General features: G+C 32.8%; 17 protein-coding genes. 7 read left to right on the forward strand and 10 right to left on the reverse strand.

Annotated elements, in window-relative coordinates:
- Window position 1: 1 nt before the first annotated feature.
- The 4 genes from BOW57_RS00555 to BOW57_RS21025 form a co-directional block, all read right to left on the reverse strand.
- Window positions 2-766: an MBL fold metallo-hydrolase gene (locus tag BOW57_RS00555; RefSeq protein WP_129052668.1), complete on the reverse strand. Its 765-nt coding sequence runs from the start codon at window positions 764-766 to the stop codon at window positions 2-4.
- Window positions 767-875: 109 nt separating this feature from the next.
- Complete coding sequence (locus tag BOW57_RS00560) at window positions 876-1,562, reverse strand: response regulator transcription factor (RefSeq protein WP_089052942.1); 687 nt, start codon at window positions 1,560-1,562, stop codon at window positions 876-878.
- A complete protein-coding gene (locus BOW57_RS21020) occupies window positions 1,559-2,122 on the reverse strand; it encodes a sensor histidine kinase (protein ID WP_371413503.1) in 564 nt (187 codons plus the stop codon). The genes BOW57_RS00560 and BOW57_RS21020 overlap by 4 nt, the downstream gene beginning before the upstream one ends.
- Window positions 2,098-2,820, reverse strand: coding sequence for a hypothetical protein (locus BOW57_RS21025; protein WP_371413494.1), 723 nt, complete (start codon window positions 2,818-2,820; stop codon window positions 2,098-2,100). The genes BOW57_RS21020 and BOW57_RS21025 overlap by 25 nt, the downstream gene beginning before the upstream one ends.
- A gap of 164 nt (window positions 2,821-2,984) precedes the next feature.
- Between BOW57_RS21025 and BOW57_RS00570 the strand changes: the two genes are divergently transcribed.
- Window positions 2,985-3,398 (forward strand): DUF1573 domain-containing protein, encoded by a 414-nt coding sequence (locus BOW57_RS00570; protein WP_129022965.1) that lies wholly within the window; start codon window positions 2,985-2,987, stop codon window positions 3,396-3,398.
- A 185-nt stretch (window positions 3,399-3,583) separates the two neighbouring features.
- On the forward strand, window positions 3,584-5,164 hold the full coding sequence (locus BOW57_RS00575; RefSeq protein WP_129052669.1) for a murein L,D-transpeptidase: 1,581 nt from the start codon (window positions 3,584-3,586) through the stop codon (window positions 5,162-5,164).
- A 78-nt stretch (window positions 5,165-5,242) separates the two neighbouring features.
- Here BOW57_RS00575 and BOW57_RS00580 read toward each other — a convergent pair whose 3' ends face one another.
- Window positions 5,243-5,752, reverse strand: coding sequence for a C40 family peptidase (locus BOW57_RS00580; protein WP_129052670.1), 510 nt, complete (start codon window positions 5,750-5,752; stop codon window positions 5,243-5,245).
- Window positions 5,753-6,034: 282 nt separating this feature from the next.
- Here BOW57_RS00580 and BOW57_RS00585 point away from each other — a divergent pair, with 282 nt between their 5' ends.
- From BOW57_RS00585 to BOW57_RS00600, 4 genes are all read left to right on the forward strand, one after another.
- A complete protein-coding gene (locus BOW57_RS00585) occupies window positions 6,035-7,363 on the forward strand; it encodes a sialate O-acetylesterase (RefSeq protein WP_241687355.1) in 1,329 nt (442 codons plus the stop codon).
- Between the two features lie 218 nt (window positions 7,364-7,581).
- Window positions 7,582-8,148, forward strand: a complete 567-nt coding sequence (locus BOW57_RS00590) for an HdeD family acid-resistance protein (protein ID WP_089052948.1) — start codon at window positions 7,582-7,584, stop codon at window positions 8,146-8,148.
- A gap of 169 nt (window positions 8,149-8,317) precedes the next feature.
- Window positions 8,318-9,274 carry an aldo/keto reductase gene (locus BOW57_RS00595; protein ID WP_129052672.1) on the forward strand — a complete coding sequence of 319 codons (957 nt, stop codon included), beginning with the start codon at window positions 8,318-8,320 and terminating at the stop codon, window positions 9,272-9,274.
- 806 nt (window positions 9,275-10,080) lie between these two features.
- A complete protein-coding gene (locus BOW57_RS00600) occupies window positions 10,081-11,151 on the forward strand; it encodes an outer membrane beta-barrel protein (RefSeq protein WP_129052673.1) in 1,071 nt (356 codons plus the stop codon).
- 320 nt (window positions 11,152-11,471) lie between these two features.
- On the opposite strand, the gene BOW57_RS00605 is transcribed toward BOW57_RS00600, so the two are convergent.
- The 5 genes from BOW57_RS00605 to BOW57_RS00625 all read right to left on the reverse strand — a co-directional run bounded on the left by BOW57_RS00605 (window position 11,472) and on the right by BOW57_RS00625 (window position 17,075).
- Window positions 11,472-12,377: an N-acetylmuramoyl-L-alanine amidase gene (locus BOW57_RS00605; protein ID WP_129052674.1), complete on the reverse strand. Its 906-nt coding sequence runs from the start codon at window positions 12,375-12,377 to the stop codon at window positions 11,472-11,474.
- Window positions 12,378-12,410: 33 nt separating this feature from the next.
- Complete coding sequence (locus BOW57_RS00610) at window positions 12,411-12,965, reverse strand: hypothetical protein (RefSeq protein ID WP_129052675.1); 555 nt, start codon at window positions 12,963-12,965, stop codon at window positions 12,411-12,413.
- Window positions 12,966-13,007: 42 nt separating this feature from the next.
- The gene (gene rimO / locus BOW57_RS00615) at window positions 13,008-14,318 is read right to left on the reverse strand and encodes a 30S ribosomal protein S12 methylthiotransferase RimO (protein WP_129052676.1); all 1,311 of its coding nucleotides are present in this window, start codon (window positions 14,316-14,318) and stop codon (window positions 13,008-13,010) included.
- Window positions 14,319-14,519: 201 nt separating this feature from the next.
- Entirely contained in the window at window positions 14,520-16,025 is a 1,506-nt protein-coding gene (locus BOW57_RS00620) for an OmpP1/FadL family transporter (RefSeq protein ID WP_129052677.1), read from the reverse strand.
- A gap of 48 nt (window positions 16,026-16,073) precedes the next feature.
- Window positions 16,074-17,075, reverse strand: coding sequence for a hypothetical protein (locus BOW57_RS00625; RefSeq protein ID WP_129052678.1), 1,002 nt, complete (start codon window positions 17,073-17,075; stop codon window positions 16,074-16,076).
- A gap of 101 nt (window positions 17,076-17,176) precedes the next feature.
- Between BOW57_RS00625 and proS the strand changes: the two genes are divergently transcribed.
- Window positions 17,177-18,655: a proline--tRNA ligase gene (proS, locus tag BOW57_RS00630; RefSeq protein WP_129052679.1), complete on the forward strand. Its 1,479-nt coding sequence runs from the start codon at window positions 17,177-17,179 to the stop codon at window positions 18,653-18,655.
- Window positions 18,656-18,729 lie beyond the last annotated feature (74 nt).

Here is an 18,729-nt window from a genome sequence, read left to right on the forward strand (position 1 = left end):
ATTAGTATTCCACAAAAGTTCCGTCGCTTGGAATTGCAGTTTTAGAGAGAAGATTGTTTTCAGCAAGAGCCGTTTTGAGTTCTTCACGAGTTGTTGGACAATGATTTAAAGCTTCAAGATGATTTGCAAAAACATTTCCAGGAGCAAGTGTTGTAAATTTCAAAATATCATTCATTCGCATTAATAAAGGCTGACCAAAATCTAATCTGGCAGTTCCACAGGCAACAGTTGCAATATCAGGTTTTAACTCGATGAGCGCTTTTTGCACATCATTGGTAAAAATGGTGTCAGCGCTTATGTAAACAGATTTCTCATTTTCGAGTTCAATGTAAAATCCCATTACGTTTCCCATTAATTTTGCAACAAAACCATAACCATGAAGTGCCGGAATACCAATAATTTTTCCATCTAGAAAAGATTGCGGTTCCCAGTAATTTAAAGTTTGAACAATGTTAAGACCTCTTTTTGTAAGCACTTTTTCATCTTTTGCACTGCAAATTACAGGGATGCTTTTTCGTCTTAAAAAAACTTCGCCAGCTTTGTCTATATGATCAGGATGCAAATGAGTTATTAAACAATGAGTTACTTTGCTCAAAATTTCTCGGCTGTTTTTGGGCAGAGAAACCAAGGGATTTCTTTTTGGCTTGTATCGAAAGATTGTAAATGGAGGAATCGTTTTTCTTTTTCCTAACATTGGATCAACCAAAATTACATGCTTCTCTGTTTCAATAACTAAAGTCGCATTTCGCAAATGATGTATTTTCATATCTGGAAAATTAGATATTAAAAATACAAAGATTTTTCAAATTTGATTTATAGATTTTTCTTTATTTTTAATAGGATTGTTATTGATTGTGATATGAATTTTTGACAATTTATTCAATAGAAAACCTAAAGCCAATTCCGTGAAGATTTTCAATCGAAATACCTTTTTCATTTGATAGAATTTTACGTAATCTAGAAATAAAAACATCAAGACTTCGTCCCATGAAATAATCATCAGTTCCCCAAAGAGATGTTAAGATTTGTTCTCTTTTTAATACGGAGTTTTTGTTATCGAGGAATAGTTTTAATAATTCGGCTTCGCGCTGTGTAAGTCCAATTTTTTCATCATCATTAAAGAGAATGAAGTTTTTAGTATCAAATTGGTATTTTCCAATTTCGTAGATCGATTTCTCAACCGTGATATTTCGCTGTGAACGTTTTAGAAAAATTTCAATTTTAAGCATTAATTCTTCGATACTAAAAGGCTTTACCAAATAATCATCGGCTCCTAAACGCAGTCCTTTTATACGATCTTCTTTTAAGGTTTTTGCCGATAGAAAAATAATAGGCACATCTAAATCTATTTTTCTTATTTCCGAAGCCAATTCAAAACCATCCATTTTTGGCATCATAATATCAAAAATACAAATGTCAAAACTCTCTTTTTTAAAAGTTTCCAAGCCAGACTTACCATCAATACAATGAACAACTTCGTAATTATTTTGTTCTAAATTATCCTTGGTTAAAAAGGCTAATGTTTCATCATCTTCGGTATAAAGTATTTTGTAATGTTTCATTTTTTATAAGGAATAGATAAAGTTATAGTAACTCCGTTTGTTGTATTGTTTTCGGCTTTAATTTTCCAGTTTTGTAGTCCGCAAATTTCTTTTACATAATATAAACCAAGTCCAAAACCATTAACTTCATTACTTTTTTCATTTTGAACTCGATAAAATTTATCAAATATAAAGGATATTTTTTTAGAAGAAATTCCAATTCCGTTATCAATAACTTCAATCTTTAAAATTGACTTTTCGTCAGATATTCTAATTGTGATTTCTGGTTTTCTATTGCAGTATTTTACCGCGTTATCTAAAAGGTTATAGATGATATTAGAGAAATGAAATACATCTGTTTCTAATAAATACTCTTTTGAAAGGGTTTCAATTTTGATAACCGCTTCTGGGTATTTCAGCTGAATGTTTTCAATTGCTTCTTCAATAATTGGAACAATTAAAACAGTTTCTTTTTTTAATTCTAAAGGTTTGTAATCTGATTTTGCAATATTTAAAATCTTTTCAATATGATTATTCAGTTTATTACTCTGATTGATTATAATATCAGTATAAGTATGCAGTTTTTTATTTCCTTAATTGGATTTTGTTCTATTAAATATTTCGATGCAATTAAAATAGAAGATAATGGGGTTTTAAATTCATGCGTCATATTATTGATAAAATCACGCTGCAATTCAGAGTATTTTTTTTGTTGCAAAAGTTTAAAAATTGAATATACGTAAATTAATAAAATCAAAATTAAAGCAGTTGAAAGCACAAACCAAAAACGCATTGAACTGAATAAATAGGTCGTTTCGTTAGGAAAACGAACTGCAAAGTAGTAAACAAGATTTTTATGTTTAGGAAAAGAAACTGTTTTTTTTGCTTTTGCTTTTTGAGACAAAGAAATATAATTTCCATACACCATTTCGTCGCTTTGACAATTGTACATCGCATATTCAAAATCGGTTGTAATGTTCATCTTTTTGAATTCTGATCTTAAATAAAATTCTAAAATATCGGGTTCAAACTCATTGTCGATGTTTACAATGTAATAATCGTTTGAAACTTTTCGAACAGGATTTTGACAAGATGGCTCGCGATCTTTTCCTTCATATAATTTTCTGGCAACTTCAAGAAGTGCAATATGGGCTTTCTGGCTAAGCTTTTTTTGTTCTAATGTAAAAGCTTCTTTTGTCCAAAGCAATTGCGCTACCAAAATGCTTATAATGGCAATTAATCCGAGGAGGATGATACTGTTAAGTCTATTAATTTTCAAGAAAAAGGCATTTTAAAAGTGTAATATTAATCATTTTTAAGACTAAAATAAGGGATTAACAAGTCATTAACAAAGATTTGAAACTGGTTAACAGCGATTTGTTTTTGTCTGGATTACTTTTGGAATATAAAATTAGAACTATAAACCATTTAAAATATTTGACTATGAGAATCATTAAAATTTCTATGCTTGCTTTGGCTTTAGGCTTAATGTCTTTTTCAGCTATTGCACCAGTACAATCATTAGTTTCTGAAACAACAGTAATTGAAGCAGCTTCAACAATTGTTTGGAAGGCTGAAACGATAGATGTTGGACAAATACCTCAAGGTACTCCAAAAGCGATCGTTTATGAGTTTAAAAATACAGGAAAAACAGCTGTAGTAATTACAGATGTAAAAGGTTCATGCGGTTGTACAGCAACTGATTATACAAAAGAGCCAATTTTACCTGGTAAATCTGCAAAAGTTACTGCAACTTATAATGCTGCAAACAAAGGCGGATTTACAAAAACAGTTACTGTAACTACAAGTGCTGAAACAACACCAAAAGTACTTACATTAAAAGGAACTGTTATTTAAATAAGTTTATTTTTAGAGGTTAGTTATATAAAGTGGATACTCCAAATACATAATGTATTTGGAGTTTTTTTGTTTTTAATTTTGTTGCTTTTTTTATAAAAACAGCATTAAAAAGAATGAAATTTTATTTTTTTGTAATTGGTTTGTTTTCAGTAAAACTTTTCTATTTTTATACAAAAAATAGTATGAAAATTTGGTATTCTTTTATTGCTGTTATACTTCTTGCAGTTGTGGTTTCGTGTAATTCTAAAACGGATAAAAAAGAAGAAAATCAAACCAAAACAGCGAAAGCAGTTGTTCCTGAGCTTAAACTTACTATCGACAGTACTGCTATTGCTGATTTTTACGAAGCCTATCCGAAATTAAAGAATTTTCAAGAGGAGGTTCTTTCTTTATATAAAAAGAAGGAATCGACACAATTATGGCTTGATAACAAAGGTGTGGTAGAGTTTGGGAATACTTTGTATAACAAATATAAAGGTTTAGATAATGAAGGTTTAAAAGCCAATTTTCCATACAAAGAAATCAATTTTATTTTTGAAGGTAATGCAGATAACAAGTTGTCGCAAGTAAATACTGACTTGATGATTACCAATTTGTACTTTTATTATGGAGAAAAAGTATATCGTGGTTTTGACGAAAAAACGACTAGATCTTTAGAATGGCTTCTTCCTCGAAAAAAAATGAATTATCAAGTTTTCTCTGATTCGATTTTTCAAAAATCTACTATAAACGATGATCGAAAGAGTAAAATGTTCAGCCAGTATTATAAACTTCGCGATGTTCTTCGTGAATACAGAGAAATTGAAAAAAAAGGCGGTTGGAAAACTATTGACATAGATGATAGTTATAAAAATCTAAAATTAGGAGATTCGTCTGATGTTATAGCCCAGATTAGAGAAAGACTTTATATTACAAAAGATATTAAAGAGGATTCCAAAAGTGCAGTATGTGATTCGGTTTTAATGAAATCGATTAAAAGCTACGAGTTGCATCATGGATTGTCTCCCAAAAATATAATCTTACGTGAACATATTGATGAAATGAATGTTCCTGTATCTGATAGAATTAAAACAATAATTGCGAATATGGAGCGCTGCCGCTGGATTGATCCTGAATTAGAAAAAGGTAAAGAATATCTAGAAGTAAATATTCCAGAGTTTAAATTGTATTTAATTCGGGATGGTAAAATTGCGTTTACATCGGCGGTAGTAGTAGGAAAAGCGATGACAAAAACGGTTATTTTCAGTGGAATGATGAATAATATTGTTTTTAGTCCGTATTGGAATGTTCCCACAAGCATTATCAATAAAGAGATAAAACCAGGAATGGCAAAGAATAAAAATTATTTAAAACAGAAAAATTTAGAATGGAATAATGGTGCTGTTCGTCAGCTTCCAGGAAAAAATAATTCATTAGGTTTAGTGAAGTTTTTATTTCCGAATTCTAGTAATATTTATCTGCATGATACACCTTCAAAAAGTTTATTCGAAAGAGAAAGCAGAGCTTTCAGCCATGGATGTGTGCGTGTCGCCAAACCTCGTGAACTGGCAATTGAATTATTAAAGCAAGATCCCTCGTGGACACCTGCAAGAATTGACAAAGCCATGCATGCTGGTAAAGAAAGCTGGTACACGTTAAAAAATAAAATACCTGTTTACATTGGCTATTTTACAGCTTGGGTTGATCGCGAAGGGAACATGAATTTTTATAAAGATATTTATCAAAGAGATGAAAGTTTGATAAAACTACTGACAGAAGAATAAATGTAAAAGTTCTACCTGTGAATTACACGATTTAAAACTAAATTTTTGCTTATAAATTCGTGTGATTTGCAGTAAAAATTATTTATTCAAGACATCAATACATTTATAGAAACGCTTTGTATAATGTTCCGTATCCAAAGCGGTAATGGTAACTTTTTGTGCTTTTCCAGATGAAGCATGAATAAATTTAGACTGCATTCCGTTTGCTTCACATATTATTCCAACGTGGCCAACTACAGTTTTATTTTTGTAACCATAAAAAACTAGAACATCACCAACTTTAAATTCTTCAGGCTTTAAATCTTTTCCTAAATTTTTGTAACCACCAGAACTTCTTGGTAAAGTCATACCGAAGTTTTTAAAAACATAACCTACAAAACCAGAACAATCAAATCCTTTTTTTGGATCATTGCTGGCATATTTGTACGGTATGCCTAAGCTTTTCTTAGCATATTCGATAAGAGAATCTCGGTTAATTTCGGTTTGTATTTTTGGATTAGAAAAAGCACTTTGTTGTTCGTTCTTTTTTAAAGTGAAAGAAGAAAATAAAACAAAAGATATTAAAGCTGTAAGGAGATACGATTTCATTTTTTTATGAGAAGAAAATATTTAATCGATAAAGATAGGTTCTAAAAGTTGTAAATCAAAAGAATGATGCTTATTAATTGTAAGAATTAACTGTTTTTGTAGGTCTTTTTTAGTGTGTTAAAGCATCTGTTTTTATTAGTTTAGGATATTTTAGACACATTGTTTCAAAAAATTTTAGCAATCACATTTGTGTTTTAACAAATAAATTATGTTTAGCAAAAAAGGGGGCTAATAAAAAATAATATATTTAAGTTTGTTTTCTTTCTGTTGATTTCCAATACTATGATGGCAAACGTTACACTTCCAATTTTTTTTGGTGATAATATGGTTTTACAGCGCAGCTCAAAAGTGAAAATGTGGGGTTGGGCAAATCCGAATGAGGAAATCAAATTGGTTTCGAGTTGGGATAATCAAGAGTATAAAACTGTTGCTGATAATGAGGCAAAGTGGGAGTTTTACATTAAAACACCTGAAGCTGGTGGACCTTTTGCAATTGTAATAAAAGGGTTTAATGAAGTTGTTTTAAAAAATATTTTGATTGGAGAAGTTTGGCTTTGCGCAGGACAATCAAACATGGAAATGTCTGTTGAATGGGGAATAGATAATGGTGAAGAAGAAGCGAAGAATGCTTCAAATTCACATATTCGTTTTTATACCGTTCCAAAATTAACAGCTGTAACTCCGCAACAGACTTTATATGGGAATTGGGTAGAATCGACTCCAGAAACCATGAGAAATTTTAGTGCCATTGGTTATTTCTTTGCCAAACGTTTGCAGGAAGATTTAAAAAATGTTCCAATCGGATTGATTTCTTCAAATTGGGGAGGAACTCCTGCAGAGATTTGGATGCCAGAAGAAGTTGTACAAAATAATCCTGTTTTGTTGGAAAGTGCCAAGAAATTAAATAAGCAAGAATACGATCCACATTTGCCAGGACGTGCTTATAATGCAATGATTCATCCTTTTGCAGGATTTAAAATTGCGGGCACGCTTTGGTATCAAGGAGAATCAAATGTTGGTTCGTTAGTTTATGATAAGACATTATCAGCTTTGATCGCTTCGTGGAGAAAGAAATGGAATGACGAATTTCCTTTTTACTTCGTACAAATCGCTCCTTTTAAAGCAGGTGCAAATAATTTTTCGAATGTAATAGTTAGAAATTCTCAAAGAAAAATTTTGAAGGAAGTTCCGAAAACTGGAATGGTTCTGACTTCGGACATTTCAGATATTACTGACATTCATCCAAAAAATAAAAAAGAAGTTGGAATCCGTTTGGCAAATTTAGCTTTGACTGAAACCTATAAAATCAATTTAAGTTTAGTTAATGGGCCGCTTTACAAAGAAATTAAAATGGAGAAAAATGCAGTTGAAGTTTCTTTTGACTATGCTGAAGGATTGTATTTTAAGAATAAAAATTCTAAACAATTTGAAGTTGCAGGAGCTGATGGAGTTTTTTATTTTGCCGAAGCATCAATTAAAAACAGTCAAGTTGTTTTGATATGCAAGAAAGTTGATAATCCTCTAAAAGTCAGATTTGCTTGGGGAAATATAATACAATCTGATCTGTTTAATAAAGCAAATCTGCCAGCTTCTTGTTTTATAACAGAGTAGAAGGAATTTTTAAAGTTTTTTTGCTCCTTTAAGTCATTTTGTGTTTTACCCGACACGATCAAGTTGAAACGGACAATGAAGAATACGTAAGTGTAAGTTTTTATTTATATCTTTGAAATACAGCGATGTAAGGAGAGCTGAGAAGCGGTTTTTATGACGTTGATTTTAAAGGTAAGCTGAAAACTTTATAGAGTAGGCACGATTTTAAAAGTATACTTATGGAAAATTCTTTATTTAAAAAAGTAAAAAAAGCTATTGATTACTGGTATATTCCGCTGTTAGTAGGATTACTGTTTGTTGGAATAGGAATTTGGTCTTTTATGACGCCGTTGGCAGCTTATTTAACTCTTGCGTTTCTCTTTAGTGTTTCGTTTTTAGGAAGCGGAATTTTTGAAATCATTTTTGCTCTTTCAAACAGAAAGAAAATCGACAATTGGGGATGGACATTAGCATCAGGGATTATAGGTTTAGTAGTGGGAATATTGCTGGTTATTAATCCGCTGATCTCAATTACTTTACTGCCGCTTTATGTAGGTTTTGTAATTCTATTTCGCTCTATAATGGCTATCGTTATTGCTTTTAATTTAAAGAGTTATGCAGTTTCTGATTGGGGGAATCTTTTGATTCTAGGAATACTCGGAACTATATTTTCGTTTGTATTATTATGGAATCCAGTTTTTGCAGGACTTTCATTAGTATATTGGACAGCTTTTGCTTTTATTGCTCTTGGAATTTTTTATATTTATTTTTCTTTCAAATTAAAGAGAATTCATGATATGCATTAAGAAGATTTTAATTCTTAGAGATAAAACAAACCCGATAGTTTTTATAAATCTGTCGGGTTTGTTTTTTGAGTCGAAATAAAAAAATAAGTATCTTTCGATGGTTAAACCTAAAAGGCTATTAAATCTTTTTAGGGTTATTTGGTAGAATATTTAATCTCAATTTTAGATAATGAAATACAACAGATGCGGAAAAAGCGGTTTATTACTGCCTGAAATTTCTTTAGGATTATGGCATAACTTTGGCTCAGTAGATAATTTTGAAAATGCAGAAAGTATTGCTGTAGAAGCTTTTGATAAAGGAATTACACATTATGATTTGGCTAATAATTATGGCCCGGTTCCAGGTTCTGCTGAAACAAATTTTGGTAAAATTTTATGGCATAATTTTCAGGGAAATTTACGTGATGAAATTATAATTTCAACAAAAGCAGGTTATACAATGTGGGATGGACCTTATGGCGATTGGGGATCTAGAAAATATTTGCTGTCAAGTTTAGATCAAAGTCTAAAAAGAATGAAGGTAGATTATGTGGATATTTTTTATTCGCATCGCCCTGATCCTGAAACGCCGATTGAAGAAACAATGATGGCATTGGATTATGCGGTAAGAAGCGGGAAAGCACTTTATGTTGGAATCAGTAATTATTCGGCAGAGCAAACTCGTGCAGCGGTTGATGTTTTAAAGCAATTAGGGACGCCCTGTTTAATTCATCAAGCAAAATACTCTATGTTAGAACGCTGGGTAGAAAATGGTTTGTTGGATGTTTTAGAGGAGAAAGGAGTGGGCTGCATCGCATTTTCACCTTTGGCACAAGGACTTTTAACGGATAAATATTTAAGCGGAATCCCAGAAAATTCTAGAGCACATAATCCAAACGGACATTTGAAGGAAGATGAGGTTACACAAGAACGCATTCAAAAATTGATTCAATTAAATGAAATTGCTAAAAACAGAAATCAATCTTTGGCGCAGATGGCATTGGCTTGGCTGCAAAAAGATAAACGAATTACTTCTGTTTTGATTGGCGCGAGTTCAGTAAAGCAATTAAACAATAATATAGATTGTTTGCAAAAATTGGAGTTTACCTCTGATGAATTGAATGCCATTGAAAAGATATTAGCATAGAACAATATCTAATTTAGATAAAAGTAAAACGCACTGCAATAGCAGTGCGTTTTTGGTTATTTGTATAAGTATAATCTGTGATACTTAATTGTATCCTCATTATTAATGTAAAAGTTTTTGAATACTATTCTTTTAAAGCTGTTTCTGTTTTTTCGAGAGACAAAGAGTATGGAATAAAAGTGCGTAAAATTTAAATAAGGTATAAGAGTTAAGAATAGAATCGTTTTTTTGTGGCTTTGAAACCTGTTCAAATTTTGGACAGGTTTTTTGTTTTTTAAAGGCGATTGGTCGTTTAAAAAGCGACCTTCTTTAAAATATTCAGGGATTTTGTTTTTGTAGGAATTTTTACGATTTGTTTTTGACAAATTCTGTTGTTTTATGAAAAAATATGTTTTATTGGTGTTTGTAGTTATTTTTTGTACACCCTATTTTTTAATGGGTGTAATTGTTTTTATGTTCTAAAAATGGTTGTTTTATGTGTTTTATTGTTGTTGATTTTTATTTTTACCCTTGTTTTTGTATTGATTTTTGTGAAATAGAGTTGTTGATTTTTTAAAAACAAAACCATATAAATGTCAAATAATGATTATTGATGTTTTAATTTTTGTAATCCGTAATTCTTCGTTTAAAAAGCCAAAAAAGTAGTTTTCAATTGTTCTACTCATGCAAAAGTTAATAAATTCGCTAATGAAAATGAGGAGGTTTTAGGGGCAGATTCAGGGTTTTAAAAATGACTTATACTATTAAATAGATATATAAAAGATTAACTAACCAAAATCAATTAATAACTAAAAACCAATTAACACATGAAAAAAGTATTTTACATTTTAGCCGCGACGTTAACGAGTTCTTTTGCTTTTGCCCAAGATGATGAAACGAAAACTTCGCCGGCAACAACTTGGGGAGGGTCTGCAGATGCTTACTATAAATATGATTTTTCGAAACAAATGAACGGATTAACGAGCTTTACCAACTCACAGGATTCGTTTGAATTAGGAATGGCGTCGATAGAGGCGGGGCATACATTTGGAAAAGCTTCTGTTTTTGTAGACTTAGGATTTGGAAAAAGAGCAGGAGAGTTCTCCTATAATGAAACAACTGATAAAGATATAACAGCAAAATTTTTGATAAAACAATTGTTTTTTACCTATCAAATCACAGATAAATTTAAAGTTGTAGCGGGTAGTTTTGGAACTCATATTGGATACGAAGTTTTAGATGCTGTCGATAATAAAAACTACAGTATGTCTTATGCTTTTTCTTATGGTCCATTTTTTAATACTGGAGTAAAAGCACAATATACTTCAGGAAAGTTTACAGCGATGTTTGGTATCACAAATCCTACTGATTTTAAATCGGCTATGGATGCGGGTTCTACTCAAAAAACATATATAGGTCAATTAGGATATATTGGTGAAACGGGAAGCGCTTATTTAAATTTCACTTCTGGGAGCAGTAATCCATCTTCTTTAGAGAATAAAACGCAGTTTGATTTTGTTGCGTCAAAAGCAATAAGCGACAGCTTTGGACTTGGATTTAATGCGACTTACGCTAAAACTAAAAATGATATTTCAAGTGTAGATGATGGTGAGTGGTTTTCTTTAGTAGGTTATGCAAATTATGCATTTTCTCCATCATTACTTTTAGCTTATAGAATGGAATATTTTGACGCAAAAAGTGCCGCTCCAAGTTTAGGAACTCTAACTGGATCAAATGTTTTTGCTAATACAGCTTCTTTAAATTATAAAGTTGGGAAATTAACTATTATTCCAGAGATAAGATACGATGCCGCATCAGAGGACATATTTTTAGATAAAGATGCTGCTCCAACCGGCGGATCATTCTATGCTCTTCTGGCTACAACATACTCTTTCTAGAGATAAAGATTGATATTTTTTTTTTTTTGGAGCTGTCGAAACATATTAATGTTTTGGCAGCTTTTTTATTTGAACGTCTTTCTCTTTCGCTGCAGATAAAAAAAGACTTACTCGCTTTATTTGGTGTTTTTACCGTAGTATGTTAGTTATAGGTAATTAAGGAAATACCGTAGTGTGAGGATTTCTAATCTGTATTTAAACAGGTTTTTTAAGTTTTCATAATTGGTGTTTGCACTAGCAGATTTTGGGAACGAAAAGGAACAAAAAAAGCGCATTTCTAAAATTGTAGAAATGCACTTTTTGTATTTTGTGAATACTATTTATTGAACTTGTTTTTTATAAATCGAATAAATAGTGTCTATTGTTTTTCGGTCTAAAGTGGCAGTCACATCAGTTTGAATGTAATGCAGTTTAAACGCCATAATAGCTGCCGAAAGATTTTTAGTGTTATATCCTATTATTCTAAGTGCAGGCTCTATTTTAAAGTCAAAAGGAGCTTCTTCTAATACTACATCCGGCCAAATTCCAAAACCTTTTTCGGCTAAAGTTTTCCAAGGAAATAAAGCACTTGGGTCTTGTTTTCTGCCAGGAGCAATATCGGCATGTCCTAATATGTTTTGAGTTGGAATATTGTAATATTTTTTAAGCTTGGTTAAAAGAGCAACTAAGCTGCTAATTTGAGCTTCGGTAAACGGTTTAAATCCATTGTTGTCAAGTTCAATTCCGATAGAAGTTGAATTCAAATCAGTATTTTTTCCCCAAGTAGCATTTCCTGCATGCCAAGCTCTTAGATAATCGTTTAGCATTTGAACTACTTTTCCGTTTTCAGAAATGATATAGTGCGCGCTGACTTGCGTTTTAACTTTAGTAAAAGTATTAATCGTTTGCTGAAGTGAATCTTGAGCAGTGTGATGAATAATAATAAAGCTTGGTTTTCTTAAGTTAAAGTTTACCGTACCAACCCATTCTGTATTTATTCCATTTTGTAAAGCCGTAGATCCCGTTTTTGATAAAGTATCTTTAATAATGCCTAGTTGAGCAGCATAAGAGGTATCAATAATTACTGGTGTTATTGGCGGAATAGATTGAGGTTCTTTGCTTGTGATTTGATTTTCCAGGGTTTTAAGCTGTTGATCATAAGCTTTTTCGGTATTCTTGTAAGGATTTGTTGAGCAAGAAGTAATTATAATTGCTAAAAATAGATAACAAAAATGTTTTTTTGCCATGGTTAGTTACATTTTAGGATGAAGTTTGAGCAATTATTCTTGCGCTTTTTCTACAGGTTTTTCTTCTTCTTTTTCTTTGTTATCTTTTGAGTCTTTTTTCTTTTTTGATTTAGAAGGTTTCTTAATTTCTTTAAAGTTCTCCATGAAAGTTGTGTACTTTGTAACTTGATCAGGATTTAAAAAAGCACTTATTTTTTTATTTGTACTTTCTCTTAGAGCTTTTATTTGTTCAATTTTTGCTTCTTGACTGCTGCTTTCATTTTTTAAAAGAATACCTTGTTCTCTCATACTGTCAGCCAAAACATTAGTTATTGCAATTACCTGCAATTCATCTAAGTTAACAGCTGGTTTCATTTGTTCAACAATTAATGAAGCAGTTTCTTCTACAGGAACTTCTTTAGGTTTGCTTGGCGTGCTTTGTGGTCCTTGCATCATGCTTCTGTCCATGCCCATTCCGCCGCCTCGTCCGTAACCATTTCCATAACCGTTTCCGTAACCATTTCCATAGCCGTTTCCGTATTGAGCTGAAACAGAGTTAAAGCAGAATATGGTGAAAACCAAAAGAAATAAAGATTGTGTAGCTTTCATATAAAAAGTTTTTATCAAAAAATGATAGTTATTTAGGTAAATTTAAGCAGGTTCTCCGTATAAATCAAATTCTGTAGCTTCAATTATACGTATATTAACAAATTCTCCTGTTTTTACATAATGTTTAGAGGCATCTATTAAAACTTCATTGTCAACATCAGGGCTGTCAAATTCGGTTCTTCCTACAAAATGTGCGCCTTCTTTTCTGTCAATAATACATTTATATATTTGTCCTACTTTTTCTTGATTTAAATCCCATGAAATTTGCGACTGTAATTCCATAATTTCATTGGCTCTTGCTTGTTTCACGTCATCTGGAACATTATCTTCAAGCAAGTAAGCATGTGTGTTTTCTTCATGAGAATAAGCAAAACATCCCATTCTGTCAAATTTCATTTCCTGAACAAAATCTTTCAAAATTTCAAAATCTTCTTGAGTTTCACCTGGATATCCAACAATTAAAGTGGTTCTGATTGCCATTCCGGGAACTGCGGCTCTAAAATCTTTTAATAATTGTGTCGTTTTGGCTTGTGTTGTACCACGACGCATTGATTTTAAAATAGAATCTGAAATATGCTGTAATGGAATATCAATGTAATTACAAATTTTAGGTTCGCGTTTCATTAATTCCAAAACATCCATCGGGAAACCGGTAGGATAAGCATAATGCAGACGAATCCATTCAATGCCTTCAACTTTCGCCAATTCTTCTAATAATTCGGCAAGATTTCTCTTTTTATAAAGGTCTAAACCGTAATAAGTTAAGTCTTGTGCTATTAGTATTAATTCTTTAACGCCGTTTTTTGCTAAACCTTGTGCTTCTTTAACTAATTTTTCAATTGGTTGTGAAATATGTGATCCACGCATTAATGGAATTGCGCAAAAACTGCAAGGCCTGTCGCAGCCTTCGGCAATTTTTAAATAAGCATAATTTTTAGGAGTTGTCGTTAATCTTTCGCCTAATAATTCATGTTTATAATCGGCTCCTAAAGCTTTTAACAGCTGAGGTAATTCAGTTGTGCCAAAGTATTGATCTACATTTGGGATTTCTTTTTCTAAGTCTGGTCTATAGCGTTCAGATAAACATCCAGTCACAAAAACTTTATCAACTAAACCTTTGTCTTTTTTGTCAGCATATTCCAAAATCATATTAACTGATTCTGCTTTTGCATTATCAATAAACCCGCAAGTGTTAATTACAATAATGTTTCCTTCATCTTTAGTGGCTTCGTGAGTAACTTCTTTGCCGTTTGCACGAAGTTGTCCCATAAGCACTTCACTATCATATACATTTTTTGAACACCCAAGAGTGATTACGTTAATTTTGTTCTTTTTTAAAGACTTGGTTCTCATACTTTTATAAATTGGAGTGCAAAATTACACTTTTTTATTCAAACAGCACTTGTTTCGATTCTATTTAGGTGTTTTTTGTGATGTAAATTGTGTTGTTTGCTGTGTTTTTTCGCCTCGAAACAAGCTTCTTTTTTTGGGAGTAAAAAAAAATCCGTCAAGCAAGAACCTGACGGAAGTTTTATTGTTTGTTTTTTCTTCAAATTACAATTCAAATAATAAAGTCAATGTAACATTGTTGAGTTTTGATGTAATATTGGCACCATCAGTAAAACCTTTGCTAAAGAAACCTTGGTTTGATTTTCTTTCAGCGTAAGAATAGGCTAAGTCTAATTTTGTACCTCCAAAATTATAACCTAATCCTCCAGAATAACTGTTTAAATCTCCAATTGTAGTTTTGTTTTTATAAGGGCTTCCTTCGTATCTGTATCCGCCTCTTAAACTCAATTGGTTTATTTTGTATTCTGCTCCAATTCTTAATTCTCCATTATTAGTCAGCTGATTGCTGATGTCGTTGTTTACACCTCTAAAACCTGGATCGTTAGTAGGTTTGTATTTTGCGTTTCCATAATCTTTAATAGCATAATCAACGCTGATTAAGCCTGATTTTCCAAATATATACGCTGCACTAAAAGTTGTTTTTCCAGGGGTTTGCAAAGTGTACGACTCGTAAACATTAATAATATTAGGGTTTATGTCTGCATATTTCTCAGGTCCATTTGCGGCTTGTGTAGTAGTGTGAAGGCTTTGAGAAACTTCGTCGTAAAGTTCGTACCAAGTGTTTGATTCGTAAGCTAATCCAAGTCTGAAAGAGTCTGTTACTTTGGCAATTGCACCAAGTTGAAAAGAGAATCCATTTCCGTAAGTGTAAAGTTCGTTGTTAAAACGTAGATTAGAAATGGTTTCAGAAGGTTCTAATGGGTTTGAATTGTCTTCATAGAAACTGCTTGATCTTCTGTAATCAGTAATATGAGCATTTAAATTTGCTCCAAAATAAATACGATCTTTATAAGAGGTTGAAATGTTAAAGCTTAATTTACTGTTATATCCTCTGGCGTAAATTTCATTTTCGTGATAGTAGTTTCCGCCTGCAGGAATATTAGAAGTGTATTGAGTGTTGTTTTTGTCTAGTGGATTTACTGGGTTTATGACAAAACCATAGTATCCAAAATAAGCTTGCTGCTCATCATAAAACTGATTTTTATATGGTATTCCAGTAATGTCTCCTAATGGAATTCCATTTGCATAAGTAAGGAAGTAGTTGTCTATAGAATTAGTTGGATTTGTTCCAGCTGAGAAAACATTGTTGTTGAAGTTGTTGGTGTTTTCGTAGGTTGCTCCTATCGCAATTTTTTTCCAATTGTTGTTTGGATTTCTGTCATTAAAAACAAAGATGGCACCCACTTGATTTAGGATGAATGAATTGTCTTTGTCTGAAGTTTGAGTTCCAAAGTAATTAGAATTATTTTTAATATTCTGATTACTAAAAGTTACTCCCATTTGATTGTTTATGAAAATCGCAGATCCTGCAGGATTTACGCTAATTGAGGATAAATCCCCGCCTAAAGCTCCAAATGCTCCGCTCATTGCTCTAAATCTCGCTGTTCCTGTTAAGTTGTCTTGCGAAAAGCGTAAAGCATCAGAAACTTCCTGAGAATGTGAGATGCTGACAGTTAGTCCTGTAATTAATAGGAAGAGTATTTTTTTCATTTTGGTACGTTTTTGTGTGATTTTAGATTGGTAAAAGGGAGAGGAAGGTTATCTTCTTCCTCCTCCGCCTCCACCGTAAGATCTTCCGCCACCGCCGCCGCCAGATGATCTCATGCTTCCGCCGCCGCTGTTCATTGAACGCGATGGGCTAGGAGAGTAAGTTCTAGATGGGCTGCTATTGGTGTTGTTGTAGCTTCTATTAGTTGTGGAGCTTGATCTTCTGTTTGAATAATCGTAGCTGTTACTTTGTCCTTGTGTCGTGCTTCTTCTGTTTGTGAACGTTGGGCTTGTTGTGTAGTTTCTGCCGTTTGCATTAGAACTTCTTCTGTAGTCAGAATAGCTGTTTGTTCTGTTCGTGTAGTTTCTATCTGTTGTATAGCTTCTGTTGCTATAGCTTCGGTTGTTGAAACTTCTGTCAGTATAATTTCTGTTTGAAGAGTAGTTTCTTCCAGAGGCAAAATTTCTGTTTGAGCTATAGTTTCTGCCGCTTCCGTAGTATGCTGCGGAACCTCTTCTTCCGTAATTATAAGAATAGTTTCCGTAATAACGTGGTCCCCAATATCCAGGATAGCCCCATCCAGGATAGCCCCATCCTGGTCCCCAGTATCCTGGGTAGCCCCAAGCGTAACCTGGGTATCCCCAATATCCGCCATAGTATGGGTATCCAAAACCAAAACCAAATCCCATTGACCATGTTGGGTCAGAATATATATTTACAGAAACTTCAGATGGACTGCTTCCCCATGCTGGATAAGCGTTTGTGGCAACTTGTGTACTGTCGTTTTGAGAGTAGTTTCCGTAGTTGTCTACATCTGTAAAAATTTCTGTAGGCTGGTTGTCGTCTTGAAGAGATCTGAAATAATCTTTGTATTGGTTGTTTGCGTTAGATGTGTTTGTTTGAACGTATCTAGTATTGGAATTACCATAGACTCCGTCATTATCATTATAAGATGTGTTTTGGTAAGAACCACATGACGCAAGCAGAAAACTCAATAGTCCAATTAAGTAAAAATGACTTGAGTTTTGACGTAGAGTAATATAAGTTTTCATATCTGTGGTGTTTTTTATTGTTGCACATTACAAAAATAGTTAGTTTTGTCAAACTATTTAGTTAAAATAATTAAAACAAAATTTGTGCCAAACTATATAATATGAGTAAGAACCTCACTACAAGATCAGAAGATTATTCGAAATGGTATAACGAGCTGGTTGTGAAAGCGGATCTAGCTGAAAATTCAGGAGTTAGAGGCTGTATGGTAATTAAACCGTATGGTTATGCGATTTGGGAAAAAATGCAGGCTGAGTTAGATCGAATGTTTAAAGAGACAGGACATCAAAATGCTTACTTTCCTTTGTTTGTTCCAAAAAGCATGTTTGAGGCTGAGGAAAAAAATGCAGAAGGATTTGCAAAAGAATGTGCTATTGTTACACACTATAGATTAAAGAATGATCCTGATAAACCAGGGAAATTAATGGTTGATCCAAATGCTAAACTGGAGGAAGAACTTATTGTTCGTCCTACAAGTGAAGCAATTATTTGGTCTACATATAAAGGATGGGTGCAATCTTATAGAGATTTACCATTGTTAATTAATCAGTGGGCAAATGTAGTTCGATGGGAAATGCGTACGCGTTTGTTTTTAAGAACTGCTGAATTTTTGTGGCAGGAAGGGCATACCGCTCATGCAACAAAAGAAGAAGCTTTAGAAGAATCTGAGAAAATGATGAATGTTTATGCTGATTTTGCTGAAAACTTCATGGCAATTCCAGTTGTAAAAGGTTTTAAAACCGAAACAGAACGTTTTGCCGGTGCAGATGAAACGTATTGTATAGAAGCATTGATGCAGGATGGAAAAGCTTTGCAGGCTGGAACTTCTCACTTTTTGGGGCAGAATTTTGCGAAAGCTTTTGATGTGAAGTTTGCAAATGCCGAAGGAAAGCAAGAACATGTATGGGGAACTTCTTGGGGGGTTTCTACTCGTTTGATGGGAGCTTTGGTTATGACGCATTCAGATGATCAAGGATTAGTGCTTCCTCCTAATTTAGCGCCAATACAAGTGGTGATTGTTCCAATTCATAAAACAGATGAGCAGCTGGCTGAAATTACAACAGCGGTTAATGAGTTAACAGCTAAATTAAGAAAGCTTAAGATTTCTGTGAAATATGATGACAGAACAACTCAAAAACCTGGATTTAAATTTGCAGAGTGGGAGTTGAAAGGTGTTCCGGTAAGAATTGCAGTTGGTCCTAAAGATTTAGAAAACGGAACTTTTGAAGTTGCCAGACGTGATACTTTGACAAAAGAGGTTGTTTCTGCTGAGGGAATCGTAAATTATGTACATGATTTATTAGAGCAGATTCAAACGGATTTATTTAACAAAGCATTAGAGTATCGTAACACGCATGTTACGGAAGTGAATAGTTTTGAGGAATTTAAAGAAGTTTTAGAAGGAAAAGGTGGGTTTATTTCTGCTCATTGGGATGGTACTGCTGCAACCGAAGAGAAGATAAAAGATTTGACAAAAGCGACTATTCGATGCATTCCTTTAGATGCTGTTGAAGAGGCTGGAGCCTGTGTGTTTACTGGGAATCCATCTTCAAAAAGAGTGCTTTTTGCTAAGGCATATTAAAAAAAATAAATTTTTTTGCATCAGCTATTGTACAGCTAAAAAATAGATGTATCTTTGCATCCGCATTAGAGAAA

Source organism: Flavobacterium sp. YO64, from assembly GCF_004119505.1.
In the GTDB taxonomy this organism is placed as follows: Bacteria; Bacteroidota; Bacteroidia; order Flavobacteriales; family Flavobacteriaceae; genus Flavobacterium; species Flavobacterium oncorhynchi.

What these genes read in the sequence shown, in the direction of transcription:
- BOW57_RS00625 (WP_129052678.1), bottom strand. Translation starts at nt 17,075, where the DNA reads ATGAAAACTTATATTACTCTACGTCAAAACTCAAGTCATTTTTACTTA.
- BOW57_RS00560 (WP_089052942.1), bottom strand. Translation starts at nt 1,562, where the DNA reads ATGAAACATTACAAAATACTTTATACCGAAGATGATGAAACATTAGCC.
- rimO (WP_129052676.1), bottom strand. Translation starts at nt 14,318, where the DNA reads ATGAGAACCAAGTCTTTAAAAAAGAACAAAATTAACGTAATCACTCTT.
- BOW57_RS00605 (WP_129052674.1), bottom strand. Translation starts at nt 12,377, where the DNA reads ATGGCAAAAAAACATTTTTGTTATCTATTTTTAGCAATTATAATTACT.
- BOW57_RS00610 (WP_129052675.1), bottom strand. Translation starts at nt 12,965, where the DNA reads ATGAAAGCTACACAATCTTTATTTCTTTTGGTTTTCACCATATTCTGC.
- BOW57_RS00620 (WP_129052677.1), bottom strand. Translation starts at nt 16,025, where the DNA reads ATGAAAAAAATACTCTTCCTATTAATTACAGGACTAACTGTCAGCATC.
- BOW57_RS00600 (WP_129052673.1), top strand. Translation starts at nt 10,081, where the DNA reads ATGAAAAAAGTATTTTACATTTTAGCCGCGACGTTAACGAGTTCTTTT.
- BOW57_RS00580 (WP_129052670.1), bottom strand. Translation starts at nt 5,752, where the DNA reads ATGAAATCGTATCTCCTTACAGCTTTAATATCTTTTGTTTTATTTTCT.
- BOW57_RS00570 (WP_129022965.1), top strand. Translation starts at nt 2,985, where the DNA reads ATGAGAATCATTAAAATTTCTATGCTTGCTTTGGCTTTAGGCTTAATG.
- BOW57_RS00590 (WP_089052948.1), top strand. Translation starts at nt 7,582, where the DNA reads ATGGAAAATTCTTTATTTAAAAAAGTAAAAAAAGCTATTGATTACTGG.
- proS (WP_129052679.1), top strand. Translation starts at nt 17,177, where the DNA reads ATGAGTAAGAACCTCACTACAAGATCAGAAGATTATTCGAAATGGTAT.
- BOW57_RS00595 (WP_129052672.1), top strand. Translation starts at nt 8,318, where the DNA reads ATGAAATACAACAGATGCGGAAAAAGCGGTTTATTACTGCCTGAAATT.
- BOW57_RS00575 (WP_129052669.1), top strand. Translation starts at nt 3,584, where the DNA reads ATGAAAATTTGGTATTCTTTTATTGCTGTTATACTTCTTGCAGTTGTG.
- BOW57_RS00585 (WP_241687355.1), top strand. Translation starts at nt 6,035, where the DNA reads ATGATGGCAAACGTTACACTTCCAATTTTTTTTGGTGATAATATGGTT.
- BOW57_RS00555 (WP_129052668.1), bottom strand. Translation starts at nt 766, where the DNA reads ATGAAAATACATCATTTGCGAAATGCGACTTTAGTTATTGAAACAGAG.